This is a genomic window from Cypionkella psychrotolerans, assembly GCF_001294535.1.
Classification (GTDB): domain Bacteria; phylum Pseudomonadota; class Alphaproteobacteria; order Rhodobacterales; family Rhodobacteraceae; genus Cypionkella; species Cypionkella psychrotolerans.
Genome location: NZ_LGIC01000033.1, coordinates 207,018 through 233,605 on the forward strand (window position 1 = coordinate 207,018; position 26,588 = coordinate 233,605).

A 26,588-nucleotide genomic window follows, 5' to 3' on the forward strand; every position below is an offset into this window, starting at 1 on the left:
TCCCACCGCCGCCACAATGTCGCGGATGGACTTGCTGCCACCGCGATCACAGCCTAAGCCGATTGCCATGAAAATACTATTTTTAGGCGATGTGATGGGGCGGGCAGGGCGGGCGGCGATTGTGGATCGCCTGCCCACATTGCGCCGCGATTGGGGTCTCGATTTTGTCGTGGTCAATGGCGAGAATGCATCACAGGGCGCGGGCTTGACGGCGGAGCACGCCCGCGTCTTGCTCGGCGCGGGGGCGGATTGTCTGACCTTGGGCGATCATGCGTTCGACCAAAAAGACATGCTGCAATATATCGAGCAGGAACCCCGGATCATCCGGCCGTTGAACTTCTCCAAGGTCGCTCCGGGGCGGGGCGTGAAGATTTTCGACGCCACGCAGGGGCGCAAAGTTCTGGTGACGCAGGTGCTGGGGCAGGTGTTTATGAAGCGCCCGTTTGACGATCCGTTTTCTGCGGTGGAAACCATCCTGAAAACCCACCGCATGGGCGCAAGCGTTCAGGCGGCGGTGGTGGATGTCCATGCCGAGGCCACGTCCGAGAAGATGGCGATGGGGCATTGGTGCGACGGGCAGGCGTCCTTGGTTGTCGGCACCCACACCCATGTGCCGACCGGAGACGCGCAAATCTTGGCCGGTGGCACGGGCTATATGACCGATGCCGGGATGTGCGGTGATTACAACTCGGTGATCGGCATGGAAAAGCTGGAGCCTTTGCGCCGCTTCATCACCGGCATGTCAAGCGCGCGGTTTACCCCCGCCGAAGGCCCCGCCACTTTGTCAGGTGCCTATGTCGAAACCGATGATCGCACTGGCAAGGCGCTGAAAATCAAGATGATCCGCAATGGTGGCACTTTAGAGCAATCCTCGCCATGATCGCGACCCCACCCCACGCCCAGACTCAAGTCGCGCCAAAACGCCTGCAACTGTTGCTGATCCTACTGTGCCTTGGCCTCGGCTGGGGGTTGACGCAACCGCTTGGCAAGATCGCGGCCTCGACCGGGCATAAGCCGTTCGGGCTGATCTTCTGGCAGTTGATCGTTTGCACGCTTGTCTTGGGCAGCGTAACCTTGCTGCGCGGCAAACGCCTGTCGTTGCGGCCCGAGGCTTTGCGGTTCTACGTCGTCGTCGCCGTGCTTGGCACGCTGGTGCCGAATGCCACCTTCTACATCTCGGTGGCGCGCTTGCCGTCGGGGATCATGTCAATCCTGATCTCGATGGTGCCGCTGTTGGCCTTCCCGATGGCGATGGCCTTGGGGATGGACAATTTCTCACCCCGCCGTTTGGCGGGTCTGGGCATGGGGCTGGCCGGAGTGCTGCTGATCGCTTTGCCCAATGCCAGCCTGCCTGATCCGGCCATGGCTGCCTTCCTGCCGGTGGCGATGATCGGGCCGCTGTTTTACGCGATGGAAAGCACCTATGTCGCCAAGACCGGCACCGCTGGGATGGACGCGCTGCAAGCGATGTTCGGGGCCTCTCTCGTTGGGTTGATCCTCTGCACGCCGATCATGCTGGCCTTGGGCCACGGCTTTGCGATGCCGCTGCCGCCGGGAAAGGCGGAATGGGCGCTGATCGCCTCGTCTGCCCTGCACGCGCTGCTCTATTCCGCCTTCGTCTGGCTCGCCGCCAAGGCCGGAGCCGTCTTCGCCTCGCAATCAAGCTACATCGTCACCGCCTCGGGCGTGATCTGGGCGATGCTGCTGTTGGGCGAGCGCTTCAGCCCTTGGGTCTGGGCAGCGGCGGCGGTGATGCTGGCGGGTCTCAGCCTTGTGCAGCCGAAACTGCGGCACCAAACCCTGCAACCGTTGAACGAATAGCGTGGATTTGCGGTCGGGGTTGCAGCCGCACCCTTGGCTGGTGTAAGGCAATCCAACACCTGAATTAGGGATCGGAGACGGGTCATGGCAGGCCATTCAAAATGGGCGAACATCCAGCACCGCAAGGGCAAGCAGGATAAAGCCCGCTCGAAAGTGTTCTCAAAGCTGGCGAAGGAAATCACCGTCGCCGCCAAAATGGGGATGCCCGACGTGGATATGAACCCGCGTCTGCGTTTGGCCGTGAAGGCCGCGAAAGCGGTGTCGATGCCGAAAGACGTGATCGACCGCGCGATCAAGAAATCGCAGATGGGTGATGGTGCCGATTACACCGAAATCCGCTATGAAGGTTACGGCGTCAACGGCATCGCCATCATGGTTGAGGCGATGACCGACAACCTGAACCGCACCGCTTCGAACGTGCGCAGCTATTTCAGCAAATGCGGTGGCAATCTGGGGCAAACCGGGTCGGTTTCGCACGGCTTTGACCGCATGGGCGAGATTTCCTATCCCGCCTCGGCTGGCTCTGCTGATGACGTGATGATGGCGGCTTTGGATGCCGGGGCCGATGATGTCGAATCCGATGAGGATGGCCACTGGATTTATTGCTCGGTCGAAAGCCTGAACGAGGTTTCCGACGCTTTGGAAAAAGCCTTGGGCGAGTCGCTGGAATCCAAGCTGATCTGGAAGGCGCAAGTGCTGACTGAGGTGGATCTGGACACCGCCACCAAACTGATGCGACTGATCGACATGCTGGAAGAGGATGACGATGTGCAAACCGTCACCCATAACTTCGATATGTCTGAGGAAGTGGCGGCACAGCTGGAGTAGGGTGCGCTTCAGCGCACCATACGCGCCCAAACCCAAAGCCGCGCACATCCTGCGCGGCTTTTTCAATGCTTTAACGGCCCCGCGTCAGCAATCCGGCGCTATTCGCCTTACGGCTTGACCTGATTTAACGGCGGGGCCACGGCACGGCGGTAGAGATGCCAACTGGCATGGCCCAGCACCGGCAACACGAACATCAGCCCGACGAAGGCGGTAAGCACCCCAAATCCCAGCCCGATCACCACCACCGCCCCCCAAGCCGCTGCCGCCAGCGGAGAGCGCCGCGCCACGCTGAATGAGGTCATCACCGCCCGCACCACGCCGACATGGCGGTCGACCAGCAGCGGGAAAGACACCAGTGACAGCGCAAGCACAACGCAAGCAAACAGAAATCCCACCCCGATGCCCGCGGCCGCCATCGTCCTGCCCGCCGAGGTCATCAAAATATCCTGCAGAAACCCCTGCACCGAGGCGGGTGCTGCCGGGCCAAGCGTGGCGTTGTAAATCTCATTCGCGCTGAGCAACCAAGCCAAGAAGATCCCGAACAGGTAGACCCCCAGCGTCAGGATCGGGAACAGCGAGGGCGATCCAAGCACGCCAAATGCATCGGCCCAAGTCGTCGGTAACCCCAACTCGCGCCGTCGGCTCATCTCATAAAGTCCGATGGCGGCGACGGGGCCAAGCAAGGCAAAGCCCGAAATCATCGGAAACAGCAGCGGCAACATGCCCCGGTTGAGTGCGAATCCTGCCAGCGCCAGCCCGATGATCGGATACATCAGCACAACAAAGATCACATCGGTGCGTAGGGCCAAGAAATCCTGCAGCCCCTTTTTCAGCGCGATGCGCAGATCGGCGATCTGCAAGCCGGTGATGACGATCGGGGCGCGGTCGCTGCCGGCGATTTCTGCCGTCCCGTCCTCAATGCGATGAAAACCCGCGCCAAGTTGCCGCGCGGCCCATGAGAGCGGATTGCCGATTGTTTCTGCCATGACGTTTCCTCCACCTGTTTCGGCGGGCACATCGCAAGAATGCGACCGCATCCAAGGACAACAACACTGAAGCCACTTTAGCACGGATGCGGCCCGCAGTCGCGCCCCATCGTCTGGATCACGCAGGCGTGTCGGTGGATGGCGGTCAGGCGCTGTGCCCGGCGGCGCTTTCGCGCCTTGAAGTCTGGGGGGTGAGTCATTCTGCACGGCAGAAACGATCTCGCCTTGCAGCCTTCACTTCCGCTTGTTATGTTATAGTATAACATAACGGAATCACGCTATTCCCAAACTCCCCGTCACCGTCCTCTCCGGCTTTCTCGGCGCGGGCAAAACCACCTTGCTGAACCATATCCTGAACAACCGCGATGGCCGCCGGGTGGCGGTGATCGTCAACGATATGTCCGAGGTCAATATTGACGCAGACCTGATCCGCGACGGCGCCTCGCTGTCACGATCAGACGAAAAGCCGGTTGAGATGACCAATGGCTGCATCTGCTGCACCCTGCGCGATGATCTGCTGATTGAGGTCCGCAAACTGGCCGCCGAGGGCCGTTTTGACTACCTGCTGATCGAATCCACGGGTATTGCCGAGCCGCTCCCCGTCGCCGCCACCTTCGATTTCCGCGATGAGCATGGCGATAGCCTGTCGGATGTGGCGCGGCTTGATACGATGGTCACGGTGGTGGATGCGCTGAACCTGCTGCGCGATTTCTCCAGCCAAGATTTCCTCAGTGATCGCGGCGAAACCACGGACGAGGGCGATCAGCGCACATTGGTCAACCTGCTGACCGAGCAGATCGAATTCGCCAATGTGATCATCCTGAACAAGATCAGCGATGCCGGGCCTGCGCGCGCCGATGCCGTCCGCAAGATCATCCGGGCGCTGAACCCGGATGCACGGTTGATTGAAACCGACCACAGCATCGTCTGCTCCGATGTGATCTTTGACACAAACCTGTTCGATTTTGACCGCGCGCAAGAGCATCCTTTGTGGGCGAAAGAACTCTACGGCTTCGCGCATCACACGCCGGAAACCGAGGCATTCGGCATTACCTCTTTCGTCTACCGCGCCCGCGCGCCGTTTGATCCCGCCCGCATCCATACCGTGCTGAATGGTGAATTGCCGGGGGTGATCCGCGCCAAGGGGCATTTCTGGATCGCCAGCCGCCCGAATCTGGCGCTGGAATTCAGCCTTGCCGGGGCTTTGTCCAGCGTCACGCCGCTCGGCGGCTGGTGGGCGAGCGTGCCGCCGACGCGCTGGCCCACACATCCTGATGCGCTGGCAGAAATGGCCGCGAAGTGGACTGAGCCTTGGGGCGATCGGCGGCAAGAGCTGGTCTTCATTGGCGCATGCATTATCCCACACCACCGCCAAGCAAGACCAAGCCCCCAAGCCGCAAATCCGGCCCGCCGATGCCATCTTGGCGAGCCCTGAACCGCAAGGCCGGGAGCCCGCGCGTTGCCAGATGAGGGCATTGCGGATGCTGCGCGCTCTGAACGGTCACAACACGAGGGCAACGCCTGACCGCCGGGTGGGCGAGCCCCAGCAGTTCTAAGCGAGACAGCGCAATAGCGCCCGCCCGAGGGGGCGGTCAGGCGCTGCCCGGCGGCGCATTCGCGCCTTGTTTCCGGGCGGGTTGTTTGCTTGTGAGGGCGGAAGAAGGAGTTTTTGGGAATGAGTGCTAGGCGGACCAAGCGGGCCTAGAAGCTCTTAGCACGCAAAATCGGGCTCCCCAAGATACGCTTCGGAAAACAGAACGCTTATGGCAGGCAAAACAGAACAATCCTGCGGCTCAGGTTGGCAGCTTTTGGGATCAAACGTTAAAAATCCCTTAAATCACCCACCCTATCCATCTGATATCAAACAATAAAAAAAGGTCCCGAGTTGGGACCACTGCTATCCCTACACCAAAACCCGCCCCGCCGCCGCCCGAATTTCTCGAGTCAGCGGAGCCAAAGCCGGGGCCGTCAGGCGACTGAATTGCCAGTGCAGGGCGACATCCAACGGTGTGCCCGCCACCATCTCGATCAACGCGCCCGAGGCGAGGTGGGGGGCCACCAGAGCCTCCGGGTTCAACGCCCATCCCAAGCCCGCCAAGCAGCCATCGACGAAGCCCTGACTGCTCGCCAGCCGATGGCTTGGAAACGCCCGTTTGGATTGCCGCCCGATCTGCCGCTCCACCCAAATCTCTTGCAGCCGATCGTGATCCGAGAAGTTCAGCCCAGGTGCCGCCGCAAGGCTGGCCGCCGTCACCCCCTCGGCCATCCAGCGCGCCATATAGGCGGGCGAGGCCGTGGCCCGGTAGCGCAAAGCTCCCAGTGGGATCGTATCGCAGCCCTGCAACGGGCCGGGATGGGCGGTGATGGCGGCGGCAACCTCGCCGCGCTTCAGCCAGTCTTGGCTGACCTCCTGATCGTCGATCACCAGATCGAATAGGAAGCCCTCGGTTGCCGCCAACGCCGGGATCACCCAAGTGGCCAGACTGTCGGCATTGACCGCGATCCGTAGCGTGGCGGGGCGAGGCGACAGCCACGGCAGGTCGGTGGCGAGGGTGCGTTCCAGCAGCGTCACCTCATCATGGTGGCGGATCATCCTGAGGCCCGCCGGGGTGGCGGTGCAGGGCTGGGCGCGGCGGATCAGCAGGGTGCCCGCAGTTTCCTCCAGCGCTTTGAGGCGTTGGGATATTGCCGAGGGGGTGACGTGCAGCTCAGCCGCAGCAAGGTCAAACGAGCCACGACGATGCACGGCGGCGAGGGCTGCGAGTTGGGCGGGATCGAACATTAGCTAGGCTTATCTAATTGGAGAATGATTAACTTGAGTGAAGTTGCGACAGGCTGCTAGGTCAAGCCGAAAGTGGAGGATGTGATGGCGGGTGAGGTGGATTTGGCGATGTGGTTGCGGTCTATGCAGCCGGAGTTGCATGCGGTGGCTTACGGATATGTGGTGACCGATACGGCGGTGGGACTGACGGCGACGATCTCGGCGGCTTTGGCGGGGCCAGGGATCAGCGCCAATGTGGGGGCGGGGTTTTATCATGATCATGTGTTTGTGCCTTGGGAGCGGCGCTTGGAGGCGATGGCGGCGCTGCGGGAGTTGAACGATGCTTGAGGCGGCGGTTCAGGGTTATTTGGTGTCACTCAGCCTGATTTTGGCGATTGGGGCGCAGAACGCGTTCGTGTTGCGGCAGGGCTTGCGGCGCGAGCATGTCGGCGTGGTGGTGCTGGCTTGCGCCATTTCGGATGCGATTCTGATCGCGCTTGGCGTGACGGGGTTTGGCGTGGTTTCCGCATCGGTGCCGTGGATTGGTGAGGCGATGCGCTGGGGTGGGGTGATTTTTCTGCTGGTTTATGGTGGCCTGCGGTTCAAGGCGGCTTTGGCGGGGGGTGAGGCTTTGAAGCCGGGGGATGGGGCGGCAACCAGCGTGTCAAAAGTGCTGACGACGGTGTTGGTGCTGACATGGGCCAATCCGCATGTTTATCTGGATACGGTGGTGCTGCTGGGATCCATCTCGGCGCAGTATCCGGGGCATCGGCTGGCGTTTGGGGCGGCGGCGGCTTGCGGCAGTTTCAGCTTTTTCACCGCTTTGGGCTATGGTGCGCGGCTTCTGGCCCCGGTGTTTGCCAACCCGAAGGCTTGGGTGGTGTTGGAGATTATTGTCGGGGCGACGATGTGGGCGATTGCGGCAGGGCTTGCCTTTGGCGGTTAGGCTTGGTTCTGTCCGCGGATGAATATGACTGATTTGGGGCGCCCCCGCGAGGGGGTGATGTGGATGGTGCTGTCGGGGCTTTCCTTCGTGGGGGTCAACGGCATTGTGCGCTATCTCGGCACTGATCTGCCTGCTGCACAGTCGGCGTTTTTGCGGTTTGCCTTTGGAGTGGTGTTGCTGGCTCCGGTCTTGCCGGGGTTGGCGCGCGGGATGAGCGGGCAGGTGTTGAAGCTGTTCGCATGGCGCGGGGTGATGCACACGATTGCGGTGCTGTTCTGGTTCTATGCGATGGCGCGAATCCCGGTCGCCCATGCCACGGCGATTGGCTATCTGAACCCGGTTTTGATGCTGATCGCCGGGGCATTGATTTTGCGGGAGCGGCTGACAGCACGGCGGATTATCGCGGTTGGGGCGGCGTTGGCGGGGGCGCTGATTGTGCTGCGTCCGGGGGTGCAGGCGCTGAATATGGGACATTTCAGTCAGATCGGGGCTGCGGTGTTTTTCTGCGGAAGTTATTTGTTTGCCAAGCGGTTGACGGGGTTGGCGAATGCCTCGGTGATCGTGGCGATGATGTCGGTGACGGTGACTTTGGGGCTGGCACCGCTCGCATGGTGGGTTTGGGTTCCGGTCAGTTGGGCGCAGCTTGGCTGGCTGGCGGTGGTGGCGGGCTGTGCGACCTCGGGGCATTATTGCATGACGCGGGCATTCCGGGCGGCTCCGCTGACTGTGACGCAGCCGGTGACCTTTCTGTCGCTGATCTGGGCGACGGCCTTGGGGGCTATCTTGTTTGGCGAGGCGGTGGATGTGTTTGTGCTGCTGGGCGGTGCGATGATTATTGGCGCGATCACCTTTGTGACATGGCGGGATGCCGTCGATAGCGCGGCGTTGCAGCAAGAGTAACCACCGCGCGCTCTGGTGCGGCGGTGTTAACGGGGTTTTCATAGCTTCTGCCTCCACGAGCGTTTTGCGGAGGTCTATATGCCCGATACATCGACAATCCTGTCGCTGCCCCTGATCCAACCCGCGCAAGCGCAAAAACATGTGACGCATAATGAGGCTGTGCGGTTGCTGGACCTGATGGTGCAGCTGTCGGTCAAGGCGCGGGCTGTCAGCGCACCGCCTGTTGGTCCGGTGTTGGGCGACCGCTATATCGTGCCTGTGGGCGCGAGCGGGGCTTGGGCGGGGCAGGCGGGGAAGATTGCGCTGTTCGAGACCGGGGTTTGGCAGTTTTTCACGCCACTGGCGGGCTGGCAGGCCTATGTCGTGGCCGAAGCGGCGATGGCGGTTTACAACGGCACGGCTTGGCTTGCGCTGACCGATGGGCCGTTGTTGGTGGGGCAGCTTGGCGTGTCGGCGACACCGGATGCGACCAATCGGCTGGCCGTCTCCTCGCCTGCATCGCTGTTCGATCATGCGGGCGCTGGGCATCTGATGAAGCTGAACAAGGCCAGTGCGACGGACAGCGCCAGTCTGGCATTTCAGACCGGGTATTCCAGCCGCGCTATGCTGGGCACGCAAGGCTCGGATGATTTCAGCCTAAAAGTCTCGCCCGATGGCAGCAGTTTTCTCGATGCCGTAACAGTGGCGGCGGCGACGGGTTATGTGGCGATGCCGCAGGGGATGCTGGCAAGTGGGTTCAGCCTGCGCGATCCGACGGACCCTACCAAGCGCGCGAGTTTCTCGGTGGCGTCGGTGACGACGGGCACGACGCGGAGCTATACGCTGCCGAATGGCGCGACTGAATTGGCGGGGCTGGCGCTGACGCAGACCTTCACCGGAGCCAAGACGTTTTCGGGCGGCTTTACCATCAGCGGGGCCACGGCGAGCCTTGGCACTTCAACTGCGACCAGTACCTATAGCATGGGGAGCGGGGCTACGGCTGCGGGCAATACCTCGACGATCAATCTCGGCACTGGCGGGATCAGTGGCTCGACCACGGTGGTCAATATCGGATCGAGCGTGACGGGGGCGCTGGGCACAACGGTGATCAACTCGCCCAGCGTCAGCTTTGCGGCGAGCGTCACCAGCATTTCGGCCCCAGCGGCGGCGGTCACGGCGGATAAGCTGGGTCTGGGGGGGGCTACCCCCGATGCGACCAACCGCTTGTCGGTCAATGCAGCCGCGACATTGTTGAACCATGCCGGAGCCGGGCATCAGGTCAAGCTGAACAAGGCGGCGGCAACAGATACCGCCAGCTTGACGTTTCAGACTGGGTTTTCCGGGCGGGCCGAGATGGGGACCACCGGCTCGGATGATTTCGCGATCAAGGTCAGCCCGGATGGCAGCACGTTTTACACTGCGCTGACGGTGGCGCGGGCGACGGGGCAAGCGACACTGCCGCAGGTGCTGAATTTGGGCGGGCAGGCGGCGGATCCTGCCAGCCCGGTGAATGGCATGGTCTGGCTGAATACCACCTCGGGACAGGTCAAGGTGCGCAGCGCTGGGGTCAGCCAAGTGATCAGCGCCGGGATCAGCGATGGGGTCAAGGGCGATGTCACGGTATCGGGCGGCGGCACGGTTTGGACGCTGGCGGCTTCGGCAAAATACGGCGTGCAGGTCGCGCTGAATCAACAAGCATTCATCAACTAGGAGAGCGGCAATGCCCGGCAATACTTCCCCGATTTTCTCAAAAGTTGCCCGTGTCGAGTGGGCGGGCGGCATTACGGCGGCCAATACCGCCAAGGATGGCACTGGCACTGTCGATACGGTGTTCACGGCGGATGCGACGAATGGCTCGTATCTGCAAAAGCTGAATGTGAGGCCGAAAGGCACCAATGTGGCCTCGGTGCTGCGGGTGTTTTTGAACAATGGTGCGACCAATGCGACGGCCGCCAATAACGTGCTGATCGCGGAATTGTCGCTGCCTGCGACCACGCTTTCGGAAGCGGCGGCTTTGTCGGGCAATGAACTGCCGCTGAACATCCCGGTTCCCCCCGGCTACCGGGTGCAGGTGGCTTTGGGCACGGCGGTGGCGGGCGGTTATGCGGTGGCAGGTTTGGGGGGGGATTACTGATGAGTTTTCCGCATTTCCTGCCGCGAGAGGCAGGACAGACCCGGCGGTTTGATCCTTCGGGTGCGGCGGGCCAATGGCAGAGCTACACGGTGCCGCTGGGCGCTGTGCTGCTGGAGATCGTGCTGGTCGGCGGGGGGGGCGGCGGTGGGGCTGGCTTTGCAGCGGCAGCGGCTGCGGCGCGCGGCGGTGGCGGTGGCGGTGGCGGTGGGGCGGTGTCGCGCATCGTCGTCGCGGCGGCACTGCTGCCGGGGACGCTGTTCGTATCGGCGGGCGCGGGCGGTGCGAGTGGGGGGGCGGGGGGGGGCTCAACCATCGGTGTCGCCCCGGTTGCGGCGGTGGCGAGCGGCTTGGCCAGCGCCAATGGCGGTGGCGCGGGTGGCACGGGCACCGGGGCGGCGGTGGGGGCTGCGGGGGCTGCGGGCACTATCTCCACCGGCGGGGCCTATTCGGCGCTGGGCAGTTTTATCAGCGTCGCGGGGCAAGCGGGCGGCGCGGGTGGGGCTGTGGCGGGTGGCACTGGCACGGCGGTGGCGTTTGGTGGCGTCAATATTTTCATCACAGGCGGCGCAGGGGGGGGCGGGGCAACCTCGGCTGATTTCGCGGGCGGCGCGTTGAATGGGGCTGGGCTGTGCCCGACGCTTGCAGGCGGTGCGGCGGGCAGCAACAACGGTGCGGCGGGCTATGAGCTATGGTTGCCGCCAACCTTCTCGGGTGGTTCGGGCGGTGGGGCTTCGAACACTGCTGCGGGCGGGACGGGTGGCGCGGGCGCGCGCGGCTCGGGCGGCGGCGGCGGCGGGGCTGGCGTTACCGCAGGTCAGGGTGGGCGCGGCGGCGACGGCTTTGTGCTGATCACCTGTATTTCGTAAATTGCGGCAAGCGCGCGGGGCCGGGGGCAAGTCCTCCGGCCTTTTGCATGGCTCGCGACTTTTCGCTTGATTTTCCACGCTTTGATTGTTCGCGGATTTGACACAGTGCCCGGCTCTGCCTAAGACAAGACTGGAACAGCCAGGAGCGTTTGGCATGAAGATTGCGATGATCGGAACCGGTTATGTCGGTTTGGTTTCGGGCGTGTGTTTCTCGGATTTCGGGCATGAGGTGATTTGCGTCGACAAAGATCCCGGCAAGATCGAGCGTTTGCGCGCGGGTGAGGTGCCGATCTTTGAGCCGGGGCTAGAGGCCTTGATGGCGAAGAACGTCAGCGCCGGGCGGTTGTCGTTCACGCTGGATCTGGCCGAGGCTGTGGCGGGCGCAGATGCGGTGTTTATCGCGGTGGGCACCCCGACGCGGCGCGGTGACGGCCATGCAGATCTGACCTATGTGATGACGGCGGCGGAAGAAATCGGCCGCGCCTTGACGGGTTATGCGGTGATTGTCACCAAATCGACGGTGCCCGTGGGGACCAACCGCAAGGTGGCCGAGGCTGCTGCTGCGGCCAACCCGGATGCCAAGTTCGACGTGGCCTCAAACCCGGAATTCCTGCGCGAAGGCGCTGCGATTGACGACTTCATGCGGCCCGACCGGGTTGTGGTGGGGGTCGAATCTCAGCGCGCGCGCAAGGTGATGGCGGATATTTACCGCCCGTTGTTCCTGCGCGAATTTCCGGTGGTCTACACCGGGCTTGAGTCCGCCGAGATGATCAAATACGCGGCCAATGCGTTTCTGGCGACCAAGATCACCTTCATCAACGAAATCGCGGCTTTGTGCGAGAAGGTTGGCGCGGATATCAAGGATGTGTCGAAAGGCATGGGGATGGATGGCCGCATCGGCAATAAGTTCTTGCACGCAGGCCCCGGTTATGGCGGGTCGTGTTTTCCCAAGGATACCATGGCTTTGGCCCGTATTGGTCAGGATCATGCTGTGCCGATGCAGATCACAGAGACCGTGATCAAGGTTAACAATGAAATCAAGCGCCGGATGATCGACAAGATCGTTGATCTGTGTGACGGCAGCCTGAACGGCAAGACCATCGCCGTGCTGGGTGTCACCTTCAAGCCCAACACCGACGATATGCGCGACGCGCCCAGTTTGACCATTGTGCCCGCCTTGGTGGGCGGTGGTGCGAAGGTGCGCGTCGTTGATCCGCAGGGCCAGCGCGAGGGCGAGGCGCTGTTGCCGGGGGTGAAATGGGTCGAAAGCCCGTATCAGGCGGCGCATGGTGCTGATCTGGTGGTGCTGCTGACCGAATGGAACGAGTTCCGCGCCTTGGATCTTGCGAAGCTGGCGAAGAAGATGGTCACGCCGCGGATGGCCGATCTGCGCAATATATACTCGCTGGAAGAAGCCACCGAGGCAGGGTTTGAAACCTATGTCGCGGTGGGGCGCTAAGCCGAGGGAAGTGGTTTAAGCTTTGCCGGGGCGACAGGCTCTGGCAAAGCTTGGTGCAAGTGAGGTGCTCGGATGTCTGAGGCGAAAGACTCGATCCTTTTCGTGGTGGATGGCCCGGGGCTTGAGGCGCAGTCTATGCTGCTGGCCGCGTCTTTGGCCAAGTATCACCCCGATCGCAGCAAGGTTGACCTGATCGCCTATGTCTCGCCACGCTCGGCGGACAGCTTGTCAGAGGTGACGCGGGCGCTTTACGCCGATTGCGGTGTGCAGGTGCAGCCCTTGCCCTCGGCTGACGGTGTTTGGGCCAAGCCCTATCCGCATGGCAATAAGATCCTCGCCTGTGCGGCCCCGCGCAGCTCACACCGCAGCCTGTTCATTGACACCGATACGGTCTGCCTTGGCCCGCTGACCGGGCTTGATCTGGTGGGTCCTGATGCGGTGGCGGTGGTGCCGGAGGGTCTGCCGACTTGGGGCAAAGAGCCCGACAAATGGCCGCGCGCCTATGATTTCTTTGGCCTGCCGCTGCCGGAAGATCGGGTGCAACTGACGCGGGGGCGGCAGCTGGATTATCTGCCCTATTTCAACGGCGGTTTTATCAGCTTTAGCGACCTGCCGCGCTCCGGTTCGACCACGAATTTTGCGCAAGACTGGTTGCAGACCGCCATCGACTTTGACCATGGCTGCCCGATCAAGGGCAAGCGGCCTTGGCTGGATCAGATCACGCTGCCGCTGACGATGAAGCGGTTCGGCTTTTCCTATCAGGTGCTGCATGAGCTGTGGAACTTCTCGATCGCGGACCGTTTGAAGCTGAACCGCGCGAAAAAGGCCCGGTTGATCCATTATCACCGTTTTGTCCATCTGAAGCGGCTCGACTTCCACGCCACCTTCATCGCTGATGCGCTGGCCTGTGTGCCTGCCGCGATGGCGGAGGCGCTGCTGGCGCAGTTGAGCAGTCTCGCCGTCGATCCGGTGGAAACAGCGGCGGCGTGACGTGTAAATTTGCCCGCAGTCTCGGCGATTGCGCTGGACCTTGGCGCTAAAACTCTCGTTTAGTCGCGGCATTGGCTGGGGATGGGCGAAAGCGGATGATGCAAAAGCATGTGTTGGTGACGGGCGGGGCGGGCTATATTGGCGCGCATGCCTGCAAGGTTTTGGCGCAGGCGGGCTTTGTGCCGGTGGCGTTTGACAACCTGTCGACCGGCTGGGCGGAGGCCGTTAAATTCGGGCCATTTGTGCAAGGCGATCTGCTGAATCGTGCCCAGATCGACGCGGCCTTCCTGCGCTATCGCCCCGTTGCCGTCATGCATTTTGCCGCGCTGTCGCTGGTTGGCGAGTCGATGTCCGACCCGGGGCGCTACTGGCGCACCAATGTCAACGGCTCGCTCAATCTGGTAGAGGCGGCGGTGGCGGCGGGCTGCATGAACTTCGTGTTCTCCTCGACCTGCGCGACTTATGGCGATCAGGATGGCGTGCTGCTGGATGAAAACACCCCGCAGCATCCGATCAATTCCTATGGCGCGTCAAAGAAAGCCATCGAGGAAATTCTGAAGAATTTTGGCGCGGCTTACGGTCTGAACCATGTGATCTTCCGTTATTTCAACGTCGCAGGTGCCGACCCCGAGGCCGAGGTGGGCGAACAGCACCGCCCGGAAACCCATCTGATTCCGCTGATGCTGGATGCGATTGAGGGCCGCCGCCCGGCGCTGACGGTGTTTGGGCAGGACTATCCGACACCCGACGGCACCTGCGTGCGCGATTATGTGCATGTGATGGATCTGGTCGACGCGCATGTGAAGGGGCTGAATTGGCTGCTCGACGGACGCGGCAACCGGGCGTTCAATCTGGGCACCGGGCATGGCTTTTCGGTGCGTCAGGTGATTGATGCCAGTCGTGTTGTGACCAACCGCGACGTACCGATCCTCCAAGGCCCGCGCCGCGCAGGCGATGCGGCGGCGCTGGTGTCGGGTTCGGACCGCGCCCGCGCCGAATTGGGGTGGGAGCCAATACGCTCCACCCTGCCCGAGATGATCCGTGATGCGCTGGGCTGGAGTCAGACGCCGGGATTTCTGCGCTAATTCCTAAAACTTAGCTAAAATTGTCATCCTCTGTGCGCAAATATCCTCGGGGGGCACTATTGGCCCTTCGCCAATAGTGTTTGGGGGCAGACAGCCCCCACGCGCTTAGGGCAGGGCGATGTCGCGATAATCCTGCGCTTGGCTCGACAGCCTCCCCGCCTCTACCTGAGGTACATCGGCAATCAGCAAGGCAGGCCCCATCCCGGCTTGCGCCAACAGCTCACCGTCTGCCCCCACGATCAAAGACCCGCCCGCATAGGTCAAATCGCCCTCTATCCCGCAGTAATTGGCATAGACGATGCTGATGCCATGATTGGCCGCCATCGCGGGCACCGTGGCACGCATCACATGGGTATAGGGCAGCATATTGGCGGTGGGCACCAGTAGAACCGTCACGCCTGCCGCCGCCAAAGCCGCGATATGGGGCGCGAATTCAACATCATAGCAGATCAGCAGTGCGGCCTTATGCCCGGCCAGATCGAAGGTGACATAGGCGTCGCCCGCGCGATAGATCGACGCCTCACGCGCGCCATAAAGCTGGATTTTGCGGTAATGCGCCAGTTCTGCGCCATCCGGCCCCAAGGCCAAAGCGGCGTTATAGACCACATCACCATCCCGCTCGGCATAGCCGAACACCAGCCCGCAGCCTGCGCCGTGACAGGCATCGGCAAGACGATCCTGCCACGCGCCGCCATGCAGCAGCGCCAATTCTGCAATCGCATCGCTGTTATAGCCCGGCGCGAAACTTTCCGGCACCACCAGCATGTCGGCCCCTGCCGCCCCCGCTGCGCGCAGGGCACGCTCCACGGCCACAAAGGCAGCCTCGCAATCGCCGGCGGACGAGGGTGCTTGCATCAGCGCAAGACGAAGATCGGGCATCGGAGGACTCCTGCTTTGGTTTGGCTGCATCATGGCGCGTGGCGCTTGCCCTGTCACCCCCAGCCGCACTGACTTTCCCTGCGTGCTTTCTGCATCTGACACAAAACCAAGAGGTCCGCTTGCCGCCCCGCCACACTCTGATTTCCAGCGTCAAAGACGAAGGCCCGTTCCTGCTGGAATGGGTGGCGCATCATCTGGTGTTGGGGGGTGAACCGCCAAAGCCCGCCACCAGTGATGGCCAGAACAACGACTACCGCTTTGAGCGCCCGGTTAGCTTCACCCATACCGGAGCGATCAGCCGGGGCGCATCGACCTCTATCGCCGGGGCTGTTTCATCCTAGAGGCCAAGCAGGGTGCCAACCCTGATCCCACCCGACCACCCAGCTTTCGCTGCTGGGCGACGACGCCATCACCCAGAAAGGCCATGCCCGGCGCGGCTCGGCGAAATGGGATGACACCATGCTGCGCGCCCGCAATCAGGCCTATGGCTATGCCCGCGCGGTGGCGAAAGAGGATGGCTGGCCGCCGTTTCTGCCGGCGGTCGATGTCGGCCATGTCATTGAGGTCTATGCCGATTTCTTGCGCCAAGGCCAAGGTTATACCCAGTTCCCCGACGATCTGCACAACCCTGAGGTCCGCGCTCGGCTGATCGCGATCTGGAATGACCCCTTGTCGCTCGATCCCGCCAAGATCAGCGCCGCTGTCACCCGCAAGGTTGCGGGGCATCTGGTGGAACTTGGCCAATTCTTTGAGGGGCAGGGCCATGCGCCCGAAGATGTCGCCACCTTCCTGATCCGCTGCCTGTTCACCATGTTTGCTGAAGATGTCGAACTGATCCTGCAGGGCAGCTTTACCGCCAAACTGCAAGACCTGCGCGGCCATCCGCAGCATGCGCAGCCGACGCTACAATCCCTGTGGCAGACCATGGACACAGGTGGGTTTTCCACCGTGCTGTCCACCGATCTGAAACGCTTCAACGGCGGGTTGTTCAAGAACGCCACGGCCCTCCCGCTGAACGCCCTGCAACTCGGCCTGTTGATCGAAGCCGCCTCTCACAACTGGCGCGAGGTCGAACCCGCGATCTTCGGCATCCTGTTGGAGCGGGCCTTGGACAAACGTCAACGCCACAAGCTGGGCGCGCATTACACCCCGCGCGCCTATGTCGAACGCCTCGTGACCCCAACCGTGATGGAGTCTTTGCGGGCCGATTGGCGGGATGTGCAGGCCTCGGCACTGACCTATGCCACCCAAGACAACCTCAAGGACGTCCGCGCCACGGTGGAGGCTTTCCACCGCCGCCTGTGTGACATTCGGGTGCTCGATCCGGCCTGTGGCTCGGGCAACTTCCCTTATGTCGCGCTGGAGCTGATGAAACGGCTGGAGGGTGAGGTGATCGCCTTGCTGCGCGATCTGGGGCAGGATCAGGCCGCCTTGGGGCTTGTCGGCCATACCGTCGATCCGCATCAGTTTTTGGGGCTAAAGCTGAACCCTTGGGCCGCTGCCGTCGCCGAATTTGTGCTGTGGATCGGCTATCTGCAATGGCATTTTCGCACCCATGGCAAGGCCAGCCCCGCCGCGCCTGTGCTGCGCGACTTCAAGAATATCGAAAACCGCGATGTCGTGCTGGATTGGGATGCAAGGCGCGAACGCCGCGATACCACCGGCGCGCTGGTCACCCGCTGGGACGAAATCGGCACCTTTGTGCATAATGTCACAGGTGAGCGGGTGCCTGATCCGCAGGCCCGCACCCAAGTCTTGGATTACACTAAACTCCGCCCCGCCAAATGGCCCGTGGCCGATTTCATCATCGGCAACCCGCCGTTTTTTGGCGCCTCACGGATGCGCGAGGCTTTGGGCGATGGCTATACCGAGGCGATCCGGGCGGCCTATCCAAAGGTGCCGGATTCTGCCGATTTCGTGATGTTCTGGTGGGAGAAAGCCGCTTTGGCCGCCCGCGCCTATGCGCCTGCCCACGACAAAGGCTGCCGCCGTTTTGGGCTGATCGCCACCAATTCCCTGCGCCAAACCTTTAACCGCAAGGTGCTGGAGACGCATCTGAACGACCCCACAACCCCCGCCAGCCTGATCTTTGCCATCCCTGACCACGCTTGGGTCGATGCAGGCGACGGGGCTGCGGTGGGGATTGCGATGACCGTCGCCGAAAAGGGTCGCTGCGAGGGTCGCCTGTTCACCGTAGCCACCGAGTCAAAAACGCCGATGCCAACGAAGCCGCGATGTGTCGCTGAATATGCAACGCGGCATGATCTTCGCTAAGCTGCGGGTTGGGGGCGGAGGTGGCGGGGGCGAAGACGCTAAGTGCCAATCAGGATATTGCTTATCAGGGAGTTACGCCATTGGGCGAAGGATTCCGCGTCTCCGCGCAAGAGGCGCAGCAACATCAGCTAGCAATAAAGAAAGGCGCACTGCGCCGCTACATAAACGGAAAGCAGTTCATAGCCGCCAAAGTGCCAGGATACATTATTGATTTCATTGGAAATACTGAAGCAGAGGCGCGCGTTCAATATCCGGAGTTTTTTTCAACAGGTTCTTGATAGGGTTAAGCCCGCAAGAGCGGAACAGAAGCGGGATAGCTACAGAACAGGCTGGTGGCAATTTGCTGAAACGCGCGTGAACCTCAGAAAGTCTTCAGCGGGCCTCGCACGTTTTGTTGCAACTTGCAGAACTGCAAAACACAGGGTCTTTGGTTTTCTTGACGCTGATATTTTGCCAGACGCAAAACTGATCGCAATATGCCTCGATGATGCTTGGTTGCTTGCCGTGTTATCATCGCGCTTTCACATCAGTTGGGCGCCCGCTTCCGGTGCATTCCTAGAAAATCGTCCTAATTACAATCACGCTCAATGCTTCAACCCTTTCCCCTTCCCAACCCCGTCCGAGCCGCTCAAAGCCGCGCCTGCGGCAACGCGGCGAAGACCTCGACGCGCATTGCAAGCTGCGGCAGGTGCAGCACCCCAAGCTGACGCCGACGGCGATGTATAACTGCCTCGAAAAAAACTCCGCGCGGGCGATCGGATTGAGGGTCGCGATAAAGAAACCGACGACCAAGGCCTGATCGGCAGCCTGCGGGATCTGCTTGACCAGATCGACGCCGCCGTGGCCGAAGCCTACGGCTGGCCCGCCAGTCTGAGTGACGATGAAATCCTGCACAACCTTGTCGCCCTGAACCGCAGCCGCACGGCGGAAGAAGCCAACGGCCAAATCCGCTGGCTGCGCCCCGAGTATCAAAACACCGCAGGCCAAGCCGCCGCAGCACAGGGCGAGCAAACCAGCATGGACATCGGCCCCGTCCTCACCACCGACAAAACCCCATGGCCGAAAACCATGCCCGAGCAAATCGCCGCCGTCCGTGCAGCCCTTGCTGCGATGGGCGAGGCGACCCCTGACCAGTTCGCCCGCCACTTCGCCCACGCCACTTCGGCGCAACCCCTGCTGGAAAGCCTCGCCGCCCTCGGCAGCGCCACCCGTGCCGAAGGTGGGCAGTTCTTGAGTCCGTAACCGCTTTAGCTGCGGCGCAGACCAAAGCGCAGGATCTGGCGATGCACCGTGCTGCGGTCCACCGCAAGTTGCCGGGCGACGGCAGACACATTCCAGCCTTGTTCGGTCAGCAAATGCTGCAACAGCGCGGGCCCGGTGGTGGTGCGATCGGGCTGCGCCCGCGGCAGATGCGGCAGCAGATCGGCCTTGCCCAGTGTCGCCTCGCCTGCCTGCAGCGGGTAATTGGCGGCAAGGCATGCGGCCAGCGCCACCATCTGATGCAGATTGCCGCCCCAGTCCTGTGCCGCCAGCAGTGCCGCCGCTTGGGCATCAAAGCACACCGGCACACCAAACGCCCGCGCGAACAGCCGCTCGGCCAGCGCGATCAAATCCTGCCGCTGCCCGATGGGGGGCAGATGCAGCGCCGCGCCCGCCAAGCGGTGCAGCAGATCCGGCCGGATGCCGCTTTGCTGATCGGTGCTCAGCGTGGCGATGATCCGCGCGTTTGAGCGGCGCTCGCGCAACGCCCCCACCGGGCGATAGCTGCCCGCCGCGATCAACGTCAGCAGCCTGGCCTGCAAGCGCGGCGGCAGTTCATTGAGGTTCTCCAGCAGCAAGGTGCCGCCCTCTGCCGCGTCAATCAGGCCGGGGCTGTGGCCGCGCGGATCGCCGCGCCCGAACAGCACCGCCGCCTCATCTTCGGTCAAGCTTTCACAGGCGACCGGGATGCAGGGACCTTGGCGGCTGATGGTATGGATGGCTTGCGCAAGGCTGGTTTTGCCCGCGCCACTTGCGCCCGTGATCAGCAGCGGCATCTGCCCCGGTGCCAACAGGGTGGCGCGGTTCAATAGCTGCCGCATCGCCGGATCATCCCCCGCCAAAGCGCGCAGGGCAGGCGGCACCGTTGGGCTGCGCATGACTTGCGGCATCGTGGTGCGGCGCGGCTCAATCGCATGGGCGAACAGGCGATAACCGTCGCGGGTCTGGATCAGGCGATCCCGCGCAGCGCGCTGGCGGGTTAGGCCTTCCAGCGTCTCAAGGCCAAGCTCGAACACCTCGGACACATGCCGCCCGATCAAGCCCAGCCCCTTGCGCCAATCCTGCCCCAAGGTGCGGGCCATTAGACGAGCTGCGCCATTGGTCATGCCGATGACATGGCCGCCCGCATCCAGCGTCAGCGCGGCCTCGGGGTCGACATCCAGAAAATCCGGGCTGCTGGCCAGTCGCAGCACCCAATCGGATCGGCTTTCGGCCATGATATTGGCCATCTCGATCCGCCGCGCGGTCTGGCGCACTAGGTTCAGCGCCAAGAACTGGCTGGCCCGCGCCAAGGGCGAGGACAGCAGCGAGATATCCAGCACCGCCGCAAGACTGCCTGCGGTGTCATAGATTGGCGCGGCGGTGCAGGACAACCCGCCATGCGTCACATCGAAATGATCGCTTTGATGGATGATCAGCGGCTCACCCGTCTCAATACAGGCCCCCAGCGCACAGGTGCCCGCCCGCGCCTCGGACCATTCCGCACCCATGTAAAGCCCGCTGCGGCGCAGGTCCTGTTTGTGGTTATCCTCGCCGAGATATTCCACCGTCACGCCATCGCGGTCCGACAGCAGCAGCACATAATTCTGCCCGGCGACCAGCTTGTACAGGTCATCAATCCCCGAGCGCGCAATCGAAATCAGATCTTCCGAGCGTTGCCGATGCTGGCGCAGCGCAGTATCGGGCAGAATATAGGCCTCTGCCCGTGCGGTCGGGTCCAGCCCGTGTTTGTCCAGACAGCGCAGCCAGCTTTGCACCACCAGCGGATCACGGCTGCCGCTGCCATGGCGGGCGGCACCTTCGATTTCGCGGATATGCTCGATATCGCTCTGCATTGTCCCTCCCGCCACGGCCCCGGTTTTGCCGATAGGTTCGGCGCGATCCTAGCCGACAATTTCCGATTGCATAACCCAGCCGTCTGCATGGCGCAGCATTCCGCCATGCCGCGCGCGCACCTGTTGCAGCCGATGCAACAGGTGCGCGCAAGGTTGCAACAGGCGGGCGGGTTAAGCCGTTGAAATCGCTTGCGGTGGTTTTCAAGCTTCGGCGCGGTGAGGCCGCGCGCCACTCTGTCCCCCAAGTTGAGGGAGGACCACATGAAAGCCTTACGTTTCCACGCCGCCAAGGATTTGCGGATTGAGCAGATCGACGCTGTTCCCACTCCCGGACCGGGGCAGGTGGCAATCCGCAATCGCTTTGTCGGCATCTGCGGCACCGATCTGCATGAATACGCCTATGGGCCGATCTTCATTCCTTCCGCACCGCATCCCTTCACCAAAGCCAAGCTGCCGCAGGTTCTGGGCCATGAATTTGGCGGTGTGGTGACAGCCGTGGGCACGGGCGTTGCCCATGTGCGGGTGGGCGACCGGGTGTCGGTGCAACCCCTGATCATGCCACGCGCCGGGGATTACTTCGCAGATCGCGGGCTGTTTCACCTGAGCGAAAATCTGGCACTGGCGGGGTTAAGCTGGATTTCGGGCGGCATGGCGGAAGCCGCTTTGCTGAACGATTACAACGTGGTGAAAATACCCGATGCGATGCGCGATGAGGAGGCCGCTTTGGTCGAACCCACCGCCGTTGCCGTCTATGCCTGTGATCGAGGGCAGGTTTCGGCGGGTCAGTCGGTGCTGATCACCGGGGCTGGGCCGATTGGAATTCTGACCCTGCTCGCCGCCAAAGCCTTTGGGGCAACCAAGCTGTTTCTGTCCGATCTCAACGACACAAGGCTGGAGCTTGCGCGCAATATCCTGCCCGAAGTCATCACGCTGAACCCCAAACGTGACGATATCGGCGCCGTGATCCGGGCGCAGACCGAGGGCGGTGTCGGTTGCGACGTGGCACTGGAATGTGTCGGCAATGAAAAGGCACTGCAAAGCTGCCTCGATGCTGTGCGCAAGCAGGGCACCATCGTGCAGGTCGGTCTGCATCCGGGGAACTCGGGGATCAACTGGCACAATGTCACCTTCAAGGATGTCGATATTCGCGGCTCTTGGGCCTATCCGACCCACCTTTGGCCGCGCGTCATCGACCTGATCGCCAGTGGAGCGATTCCGGCGATGAAGGTGGTGACGAAGAAAATCCGGCTGGATGACGCGGTGGCGCAGGGCTTTGACGCCCTGCTCGATCCTGCCGGGACGCAGTTGAAGATCCTGATTGATCTTGGGTGACACGCAATCGCCGCGCAGGTCACGGGTCTGGGAGGGCCTGCGCGCGGCACTTCAACACGAAAGCAAAAGGGAGGAAACCATATGCTTGATAATACCCCTCAGGGCGCACTTGCGACGCTTGTGGCTGATCTGGATCGCGCGCTGGTGGCGCAGGACGGCGATGCGGTAGCGGATTTGTTTCTGGAAACCGGATATTGGCGCGATCTTGCCGCCTTCACTTGGAATTTGAAAACCTGCGAAGGTTGGGCGCAAATCGGCGCGATGGCCAAGGCGCAACTGCCAAAAATCGCGCCGAAATCGCTTACACTTGATCCTAGTGAAGCGGTCGCCCACGCTGATGGCGTCACCGAAGGTTGGCTAGTGGTGGAAACCGCCACCGGGCGCGGTCAGGGCTATATTCGGATGAAAGACGGGAAGATCTGGACGCTTTTGACCACCTTGCATGAACTCAAAGGCCATGAAGAACCGCGCAAGCTGCGCCGCCCGATGGGGGCCGAGCATGGCCATGATCCTGAGCGTAAGACATGGAAGGAAAAGCGCGAGGACGAGGCCGCGCGACTTGGTTACGCCGATCAGCCCTATGTGCTGGTGATCGGCGGCGGGCAGGGCGGCATAGCTCTAGGTGCGCGGTTGCGGCAGTTATCGGTGCCGACCATCGTGATCGACAAAAACCCCCGCCCCGGCGATCAGTGGCGCAACCGCTACAAATCGCTCTGCCTGCATGATCCGGTCTGGTACGATCACCTGCCCTATATCCCATTCCCCGACAACTGGCCGGTGTTCGCGCCCAAGGACAAGGTCGGCGATTGGTTGGAGATGTATACCAAGGTCATGGAGCTGAATTACTGGTCCTCTACCACTGCCACATCCGCCAGCTATGATGAGGCGAAAGGCGAATGGACCGTCACCGTTCTGCGTGACGGACAGGAGGTTATTCTGCACCCGAAACAGCTTGTGCTGGCCACCGGCATGTCGGGCAAGGCGAATGTGCCGGTCTTCAAAGGGCAGGACATCTTCAAAGGTGAGCAGCAGCATTCCAGCCAACACCCCGGCCCGGATGCCTATCGCGGCAAGAAGGTGGTGGTGATCGGGGCCAACAACTCAGCGCATGATATCTGTGCCGCCCTGTGGGAGAATGGTGCGGATGTGACGATGGTGCAGCGGTCTTCCACCCATATCGTCAAATCCGACAGTCTGATGGAGGTTTGTCTGGGCGGGCTTTACTCGGAACAGGCAGTGGCGAATGGCATCACGCATGACAAGGCCGATATGATCTTTGCCTCGGTGCCCTATGGCATCATGGCGGGGTTCCATGTGCCGCAATATGACGAGATCAAGAAGCGCGACGCGGGGTTTTATGCGGCGCTGGAAAAGGCCGGCTTCCAGTTGGACTTCGGCGATGATGAGTCCGGGCTGTTCATGAAATATCTGCGGCGCGGGTCGGGCTATTACATTGATGTCGGGGCGTGTGATCTGATCATCGACGGCTCGATCAAGCTGCAATCGGGCAAGGGCATCAGCCATTTGTCAGAAACCGCTGTGGTTTTGGATGATGGCACCGAACTGCCCGCCGATCTGGTGGTTTATGCCACCGGCTATGGTTCGATGAACGGCTGGGCCGCCGATCTGATCAGCCAAGAGGTTGCCGATAAGGTTGGCAAATGCTGGGGCCTTGGTTCCGATACCACCAAAGACCCCGGCCCGTGGGAGGGCGAGCAGCGCAACATGTGGAAACCGACGATGCAACCCGGGCTGTGGTTTCATGGCGGCAACCTGCACCAGTCGCGGCACTACTCGCGCTATCTTGCACTGCAACTGAAGGCGCGCCATGCCGGGTTGGATACCTCGGTCTGGGGGCTGGAGCCACCGCACCATTTGCGTTGAGGGCAAGAGTCACCGCCGCGCATCGCCTTGCGCGGCGGTGGGCTTGAAGAGTCACAGCTTCGACGCGGCGGCGGCTAAACCTCTGCTAACCGCAGCACTTCGGCAAGCTTCACGTCAACGACAAGATGATCGACAAAGCCGCCACGCAGCGCCGCGCGGGTAGCTGCGGCTTTGTGCAGGCCGCTGACCACCAGCAGCCCGATCATCTCGGCCAAAGTGGCATGATCGGCCCCAATCAACCGATCATCCAGCGGCCCAAGCAGGGCAGCACCTTGGTGGCGATCAGGAACTGCACCACATGCGTGTCAGGCGTGCAGGGGCTCAGCGAGTAGATTACCTTGTTGCAGCGCCGCAGATTGATCAGTTGTTCGGCGATGATCGGCTCGGCCCGCAGCATCGTGGCCAAATCGGCGGGGGTGCAGACCGCAGGTGCGTTCAGGTTGATGCAAGCCGCAGACAGCCGCCGGGCGATTTCGCTTTAACAGCTTTCCGAGGTTGGCAGCAGCGGGTTGGCCATTGATCCGATCAACTGGCGCACCGTCAGATCCGCCACTGGCCACCACGGCACGCTTTGCAGGCTGAACCGTTCCTTCAGCGCATCCGCAGCGGCATTGACCCGAAAATGGTCCCCGCAATCTTGACGCAGACAATCTGGCGTTCGCGGGCCAAGCGCAAATAGCTGATCACGGTGGGGCGCGACAGGTTCAGCGCCTTGACGATATCGCCCTGAGTCATTTCCTTGGTGTAGTAAAGCCAAGCGACCTCGGCCACATTGCGGTTTGACGGGTGATTGACGCGGGTTATGGGGCTTCCGGTATGGGTCAGCGCGCGGCGGGTCAGTGTGCGCCGGGGCGGAGCGCATCTTCAGTGATTGTCAGGTCAAAGTCCAATGCGGTATCAGCGGTCAAACCAAGGGCGGCCAGATCGGAGTGGTAGCCGCGCAGGGCGTCGGTGGAACCGAGCTCAGTATCGGTAAAACGATTGTGAAAGCTACAGTGGTGGTGATCATCAGCAAGATCGCCATCGCCGAGGCGTAAGAGATCTTGCCGCCCATGTTGATGCCAACCCGATAGGCATAAACATCCAGCGTCTCGGTCGCGGTGCCGGGGGGCCGCCGCCTGTCATCACAAAGATCAGATCGAAGGATTGCAGCGACTCGACGGCTTTGACCAAGGCCAGGCTGATCAGCGGCGCTTTCAGCATCTGCAGGGTGATATAGGCATGAATTTCCTATGTTCGGGCATTGTCGAGCATCGCGGCTTCGACCGGGGCGCGGGGCAGGGTTTCCAGCAGCTTCACAAAGATCACGGTGAAAAACAGCCCCCATTGCCAGATATCCACCACCGGCACCGCGATCAAAGCGATGGACGGATCGGCCAGAAAGGCAAAGCAGATCAGGTTGCGCCACTAGGGCTTTTTCACGGTTTCATGCATCAAAACCGCCATGCCCATCGCCAGTAGTAACACGTGCCAGTGACGGTGATCACCTCCCACAGCGCCGAGATTTGCAGCGCAGTCAGAAAGCGGGGATCGCGCAGCAGTCGGGCGAAGTTATAAAGACCGACAAAATCCGCATCCGCATTGCGCAAGGTGCGGTTCATCAGCGCCTGCCAAGACGGTACCTGCGGTGGAGACAAAGGCAAGACTGGCCTGCTCCAGCGTGGTAGGCGCGAGTGTTCAGAAAACGGCTTCGGGTCATGGTCAATTCCGATGCGAAAAGCGCTTGCCGGAACATCCTCCCGGCGAGCAGAGGGATCATTTCACGGCGGCGAGACTGTCTTCGGCGGAAAAAGCCACCTTATCCAGGGTGGCTTTGATGTCGGTTTTTCTGCCAGTGAACAGCTCTTCCAGCGCAAGATCCAGATTGTCGCCGATCTCTGGCCGCGCTGGACTTGCCATGATCAGCAGGTTGGTTTTAGGGTTGGTATCCAGCAGCGCCTGAATATATTCCGCAGGCCCCAATTTCTTGTAAGCCGCGCTTTGCAGGGTTGAAACCCGGCCAACGTCGGACGAAATCCCTTCCGCCAGACGGCTGGCTTCCATATCTTTCGAGGCGGCCCAACACACGAAATCACCCGCCACGATCTTGGTGCAATCGTCCTTCGTGCCCACTGTCGACACCGCCCAGCCATGGCCCCAGCCCGCCGAACGCAGCGGGTCCGGCGGCGGCGCATAGCCAACCTTGCCCACCGCAGTTGATTTTGAGGCATCCTCTATCCAAGGCCCGAACACATCGGATTCAATCAGCAAGGCAACTTGGCCGCCACGGAACGCCTCAACCGAATCCGACCAGTTGAAGGTGCCACCGCCCGGAGGCGCGTTCTGCATCAGATCCATGTAAAGTTTGGTCGCCTTCGGCGGCTTCCGAG

The 26,588-nt window shown here is 61.9% G+C and carries 30 protein-coding genes; 21 read left to right on the forward strand and 9 right to left on the reverse strand.

All coding sequences use genetic code 11. The annotated features are described in order from the left end of the window. Window positions 1-67: 67 nt before the first annotated feature. The 3 genes from AKV04_RS07370 (at window position 68) to AKV04_RS07380 (ending at window position 2,649) form a co-directional block, all read left to right on the forward strand. A complete protein-coding gene (locus AKV04_RS07370) occupies window positions 68-880 on the forward strand; it encodes a TIGR00282 family metallophosphoesterase (protein WP_054005804.1) in 813 nt (270 codons plus the stop codon). Continuing rightward, on the forward strand, window positions 877-1,821 hold the full coding sequence (locus AKV04_RS07375) for a DMT family transporter (RefSeq protein WP_054005805.1): 945 nt from the start codon (window positions 877-879) through the stop codon (window positions 1,819-1,821). Before AKV04_RS07370 ends, AKV04_RS07375 begins: the two co-directional genes overlap by 4 nt. Window positions 1,822-1,905: 84 nt before the next feature. Next, a complete protein-coding gene (locus AKV04_RS07380; protein ID WP_054005806.1) occupies window positions 1,906-2,649 on the forward strand; it encodes a YebC/PmpR family DNA-binding transcriptional regulator in 744 nt (247 codons plus the stop codon). 107 nt (window positions 2,650-2,756) lie between these two features. Here the strand turns inward: AKV04_RS07380 and AKV04_RS07385 are convergent, their stop codons facing one another. Beyond that, window positions 2,757-3,635: a DUF2189 domain-containing protein gene (locus tag AKV04_RS07385; RefSeq protein ID WP_054005807.1), complete on the reverse strand. Its 879-nt coding sequence runs from the start codon at window positions 3,633-3,635 to the stop codon at window positions 2,757-2,759. A 337-nt stretch (window positions 3,636-3,972) separates the two neighbouring features. Between AKV04_RS07385 and AKV04_RS07390 the strand changes: the two genes are divergently transcribed. Further along, window positions 3,973-5,070, forward strand: coding sequence for a GTP-binding protein (locus AKV04_RS07390; RefSeq protein ID WP_235815560.1), 1,098 nt, complete (start codon window positions 3,973-3,975; stop codon window positions 5,068-5,070). A gap of 468 nt (window positions 5,071-5,538) precedes the next feature. Here the strand turns inward: AKV04_RS07390 and AKV04_RS07395 are convergent, their stop codons facing one another. Further along, window positions 5,539-6,417, reverse strand: a complete 879-nt coding sequence (locus AKV04_RS07395; RefSeq protein ID WP_054005808.1) for a LysR family transcriptional regulator ArgP — start codon at window positions 6,415-6,417, stop codon at window positions 5,539-5,541. Window positions 6,418-6,501: 84 nt separating this feature from the next. On the opposite strand from AKV04_RS07395, the gene AKV04_RS07400 reads away from it, so the two are divergent. From AKV04_RS07400 to galE, 9 genes are all read left to right on the forward strand, one after another. Continuing rightward, window positions 6,502-6,744 carry an ACT domain-containing protein gene (locus AKV04_RS07400; protein ID WP_054005809.1) on the forward strand — a complete coding sequence of 81 codons (243 nt, stop codon included), beginning with the start codon at window positions 6,502-6,504 and terminating at the stop codon, window positions 6,742-6,744. Next, a complete protein-coding gene (locus tag AKV04_RS07405) occupies window positions 6,737-7,342 on the forward strand; it encodes a LysE/ArgO family amino acid transporter (RefSeq protein WP_054005810.1) in 606 nt (201 codons plus the stop codon). The genes AKV04_RS07400 and AKV04_RS07405 overlap by 8 nt, the downstream gene beginning before the upstream one ends. A gap of 18 nt (window positions 7,343-7,360) precedes the next feature. Continuing rightward, the gene (locus AKV04_RS07410) at window positions 7,361-8,242 is read left to right on the forward strand and encodes a DMT family transporter (protein ID WP_156317410.1); all 882 of its coding nucleotides are present in this window, start codon (window positions 7,361-7,363) and stop codon (window positions 8,240-8,242) included. Window positions 8,243-8,320: 78 nt separating this feature from the next. Then, window positions 8,321-9,931, forward strand: coding sequence for a DUF2793 domain-containing protein (locus AKV04_RS07415; protein ID WP_054005811.1), 1,611 nt, complete (start codon window positions 8,321-8,323; stop codon window positions 9,929-9,931). Window positions 9,932-9,941: 10 nt separating this feature from the next. After that, entirely contained in the window at window positions 9,942-10,355 is a 414-nt protein-coding gene (locus AKV04_RS07420; RefSeq protein WP_054005812.1) for a hypothetical protein, read from the forward strand. Beyond that, the gene (locus AKV04_RS26100; RefSeq protein WP_054005813.1) at window positions 10,355-11,221 is read left to right on the forward strand and encodes a hypothetical protein; all 867 of its coding nucleotides are present in this window, start codon (window positions 10,355-10,357) and stop codon (window positions 11,219-11,221) included. The genes AKV04_RS07420 and AKV04_RS26100 overlap by 1 nt, the downstream gene beginning before the upstream one ends. Window positions 11,222-11,375: 154 nt before the next feature. Then, window positions 11,376-12,680, forward strand: coding sequence for a UDP-glucose dehydrogenase family protein (locus tag AKV04_RS07430; protein WP_054005814.1), 1,305 nt, complete (start codon window positions 11,376-11,378; stop codon window positions 12,678-12,680). 72 nt (window positions 12,681-12,752) lie between these two features. Then, window positions 12,753-13,670 (forward strand): hypothetical protein, encoded by a 918-nt coding sequence (locus AKV04_RS07435; RefSeq protein ID WP_054005815.1) that lies wholly within the window; start codon window positions 12,753-12,755, stop codon window positions 13,668-13,670. Between the two features lie 98 nt (window positions 13,671-13,768). After that, entirely contained in the window at window positions 13,769-14,755 is a 987-nt protein-coding gene (galE, locus tag AKV04_RS07440) for a UDP-glucose 4-epimerase GalE (protein WP_054005880.1), read from the forward strand. A 105-nt stretch (window positions 14,756-14,860) separates the two neighbouring features. On the opposite strand, the gene AKV04_RS07445 is transcribed toward galE, so the two are convergent. Next, window positions 14,861-15,634 carry a nitrilase-related carbon-nitrogen hydrolase gene (locus tag AKV04_RS07445; RefSeq protein WP_054005816.1) on the reverse strand — a complete coding sequence of 258 codons (774 nt, stop codon included), beginning with the start codon at window positions 15,632-15,634 and terminating at the stop codon, window positions 14,861-14,863. 119 nt (window positions 15,635-15,753) lie between these two features. Here AKV04_RS07445 and AKV04_RS07450 point away from each other — a divergent pair, with 119 nt between their 5' ends. The 5 genes from AKV04_RS07450 to AKV04_RS07465 all read left to right on the forward strand — a co-directional run bounded on the left by AKV04_RS07450 (window position 15,754) and on the right by AKV04_RS07465 (window position 19,150). Continuing rightward, window positions 15,754-15,975 (forward strand): hypothetical protein, encoded by a 222-nt coding sequence (locus AKV04_RS07450; RefSeq protein ID WP_156317411.1) that lies wholly within the window; start codon window positions 15,754-15,756, stop codon window positions 15,973-15,975. A gap of 118 nt (window positions 15,976-16,093) precedes the next feature. Further along, the gene (locus AKV04_RS07455; RefSeq protein ID WP_054005818.1) at window positions 16,094-17,908 is read left to right on the forward strand and encodes a DNA methyltransferase; all 1,815 of its coding nucleotides are present in this window, start codon (window positions 16,094-16,096) and stop codon (window positions 17,906-17,908) included. Window positions 17,909-17,928: 20 nt separating this feature from the next. Next, window positions 17,929-18,186 (forward strand): hypothetical protein, encoded by a 258-nt coding sequence (locus AKV04_RS07460; protein ID WP_156317412.1) that lies wholly within the window; start codon window positions 17,929-17,931, stop codon window positions 18,184-18,186. Next, window positions 18,125-18,634: a type IIL restriction-modification enzyme MmeI gene (locus AKV04_RS27685; RefSeq protein ID WP_328287142.1), complete on the forward strand. Its 510-nt coding sequence runs from the start codon at window positions 18,125-18,127 to the stop codon at window positions 18,632-18,634. The genes AKV04_RS07460 and AKV04_RS27685 overlap by 62 nt, the downstream gene beginning before the upstream one ends. A 114-nt stretch (window positions 18,635-18,748) precedes the next feature. Continuing rightward, complete coding sequence (locus AKV04_RS07465) at window positions 18,749-19,150, forward strand: RNA-binding protein (protein ID WP_235815562.1); 402 nt, start codon at window positions 18,749-18,751, stop codon at window positions 19,148-19,150. Window positions 19,151-19,155: 5 nt separating this feature from the next. On the opposite strand, the gene AKV04_RS07470 is transcribed toward AKV04_RS07465, so the two are convergent. Then, complete coding sequence (locus AKV04_RS07470; RefSeq protein WP_054005820.1) at window positions 19,156-21,003, reverse strand: sigma-54-dependent Fis family transcriptional regulator; 1,848 nt, start codon at window positions 21,001-21,003, stop codon at window positions 19,156-19,158. A gap of 261 nt (window positions 21,004-21,264) precedes the next feature. On the opposite strand from AKV04_RS07470, the gene AKV04_RS07475 reads away from it, so the two are divergent. After that, a complete protein-coding gene (locus AKV04_RS07475; protein WP_054005821.1) occupies window positions 21,265-22,335 on the forward strand; it encodes a 2,3-butanediol dehydrogenase in 1,071 nt (356 codons plus the stop codon). A gap of 81 nt (window positions 22,336-22,416) precedes the next feature. Beyond that, complete coding sequence (locus AKV04_RS07480) at window positions 22,417-24,219, forward strand: NAD(P)/FAD-dependent oxidoreductase (protein WP_054005822.1); 1,803 nt, start codon at window positions 22,417-22,419, stop codon at window positions 24,217-24,219. A gap of 74 nt (window positions 24,220-24,293) precedes the next feature. Here the strand turns inward: AKV04_RS07480 and AKV04_RS27010 are convergent, their stop codons facing one another. The 3 genes from AKV04_RS27010 to AKV04_RS27020 form a co-directional block, all read right to left on the reverse strand. Next, on the reverse strand, window positions 24,294-24,458 hold the full coding sequence (locus AKV04_RS27010) for a sugar-binding domain-containing protein (protein WP_235815563.1): 165 nt from the start codon (window positions 24,456-24,458) through the stop codon (window positions 24,294-24,296). Beyond that, on the reverse strand, window positions 24,455-24,616 hold the full coding sequence (locus AKV04_RS27015) for a hypothetical protein (protein WP_235815564.1): 162 nt from the start codon (window positions 24,614-24,616) through the stop codon (window positions 24,455-24,457). The genes AKV04_RS27010 and AKV04_RS27015 overlap by 4 nt, the downstream gene beginning before the upstream one ends. A gap of 194 nt (window positions 24,617-24,810) precedes the next feature. Continuing rightward, entirely contained in the window at window positions 24,811-24,990 is a 180-nt protein-coding gene (locus AKV04_RS27020) for a hypothetical protein (RefSeq protein ID WP_235815565.1), read from the reverse strand. Between the two features lie 68 nt (window positions 24,991-25,058). On the opposite strand from AKV04_RS27020, the gene AKV04_RS26480 reads away from it, so the two are divergent. Beyond that, a complete protein-coding gene (locus AKV04_RS26480) occupies window positions 25,059-25,256 on the forward strand; it encodes a hypothetical protein (RefSeq protein WP_162232840.1) in 198 nt (65 codons plus the stop codon). Window positions 25,257-25,652: 396 nt separating this feature from the next. Here AKV04_RS26480 and AKV04_RS27025 read toward each other — a convergent pair whose 3' ends face one another. Together AKV04_RS27025 and AKV04_RS27030 are read right to left on the reverse strand one after the other, a co-directional pair. Beyond that, entirely contained in the window at window positions 25,653-25,820 is a 168-nt protein-coding gene (locus AKV04_RS27025) for a hypothetical protein (RefSeq protein WP_235815566.1), read from the reverse strand. 154 nt (window positions 25,821-25,974) lie between these two features. Next, complete coding sequence (locus AKV04_RS27030; protein WP_235815567.1) at window positions 25,975-26,556, reverse strand: type 2 periplasmic-binding domain-containing protein; 582 nt, start codon at window positions 26,554-26,556, stop codon at window positions 25,975-25,977. Window positions 26,557-26,588 lie beyond the last annotated feature (32 nt).

Bases quoted from the DNA above. Each gene is read 5' to 3' on its own strand.
- AKV04_RS07480 (WP_054005822.1), top strand. From the start codon at position 22,417: ATGCTTGATAATACCCCTCAGGGCGCACTTGCGACGCTTGTGGCTGAT.
- AKV04_RS07420 (WP_054005812.1), top strand. From the start codon at position 9,942: ATGCCCGGCAATACTTCCCCGATTTTCTCAAAAGTTGCCCGTGTCGAG.
- AKV04_RS07400 (WP_054005809.1), top strand. From the start codon at position 6,502: ATGGCGGGTGAGGTGGATTTGGCGATGTGGTTGCGGTCTATGCAGCCG.
- AKV04_RS07470 (WP_054005820.1), bottom strand. From the start codon at position 21,003: ATGCAGAGCGATATCGAGCATATCCGCGAAATCGAAGGTGCCGCCCGC.
- AKV04_RS26100 (WP_054005813.1), top strand. From the start codon at position 10,355: ATGAGTTTTCCGCATTTCCTGCCGCGAGAGGCAGGACAGACCCGGCGG.
- AKV04_RS07455 (WP_054005818.1), top strand. From the start codon at position 16,094: ATGCTGCGCGCCCGCAATCAGGCCTATGGCTATGCCCGCGCGGTGGCG.
- AKV04_RS07410 (WP_156317410.1), top strand. From the start codon at position 7,361: ATGAATATGACTGATTTGGGGCGCCCCCGCGAGGGGGTGATGTGGATG.
- AKV04_RS07370 (WP_054005804.1), top strand. From the start codon at position 68: ATGAAAATACTATTTTTAGGCGATGTGATGGGGCGGGCAGGGCGGGCG.
- AKV04_RS07475 (WP_054005821.1), top strand. From the start codon at position 21,265: ATGAAAGCCTTACGTTTCCACGCCGCCAAGGATTTGCGGATTGAGCAG.
- AKV04_RS07445 (WP_054005816.1), bottom strand. From the start codon at position 15,634: ATGCCCGATCTTCGTCTTGCGCTGATGCAAGCACCCTCGTCCGCCGGC.
- AKV04_RS07415 (WP_054005811.1), top strand. From the start codon at position 8,321: ATGCCCGATACATCGACAATCCTGTCGCTGCCCCTGATCCAACCCGCG.
- AKV04_RS07435 (WP_054005815.1), top strand. From the start codon at position 12,753: ATGTCTGAGGCGAAAGACTCGATCCTTTTCGTGGTGGATGGCCCGGGG.
- AKV04_RS27025 (WP_235815566.1), bottom strand. From the start codon at position 25,820: ATGAACCGCACCTTGCGCAATGCGGATGCGGATTTTGTCGGTCTTTAT.
- AKV04_RS27030 (WP_235815567.1), bottom strand. From the start codon at position 26,556: ATGGATCTGATGCAGAACGCGCCTCCGGGCGGTGGCACCTTCAACTGG.
- AKV04_RS07380 (WP_054005806.1), top strand. From the start codon at position 1,906: ATGGCAGGCCATTCAAAATGGGCGAACATCCAGCACCGCAAGGGCAAG.
- AKV04_RS07375 (WP_054005805.1), top strand. From the start codon at position 877: ATGATCGCGACCCCACCCCACGCCCAGACTCAAGTCGCGCCAAAACGC.
- AKV04_RS07385 (WP_054005807.1), bottom strand. From the start codon at position 3,635: ATGGCAGAAACAATCGGCAATCCGCTCTCATGGGCCGCGCGGCAACTT.
- AKV04_RS07395 (WP_054005808.1), bottom strand. From the start codon at position 6,417: ATGTTCGATCCCGCCCAACTCGCAGCCCTCGCCGCCGTGCATCGTCGT.
- AKV04_RS07405 (WP_054005810.1), top strand. From the start codon at position 6,737: ATGCTTGAGGCGGCGGTTCAGGGTTATTTGGTGTCACTCAGCCTGATT.
- galE (WP_054005880.1), top strand. From the start codon at position 13,769: ATGCAAAAGCATGTGTTGGTGACGGGCGGGGCGGGCTATATTGGCGCG.
- AKV04_RS07430 (WP_054005814.1), top strand. From the start codon at position 11,376: ATGAAGATTGCGATGATCGGAACCGGTTATGTCGGTTTGGTTTCGGGC.
- AKV04_RS27015 (WP_235815564.1), bottom strand. From the start codon at position 24,616: ATGCTGCGGGCCGAGCCGATCATCGCCGAACAACTGATCAATCTGCGG.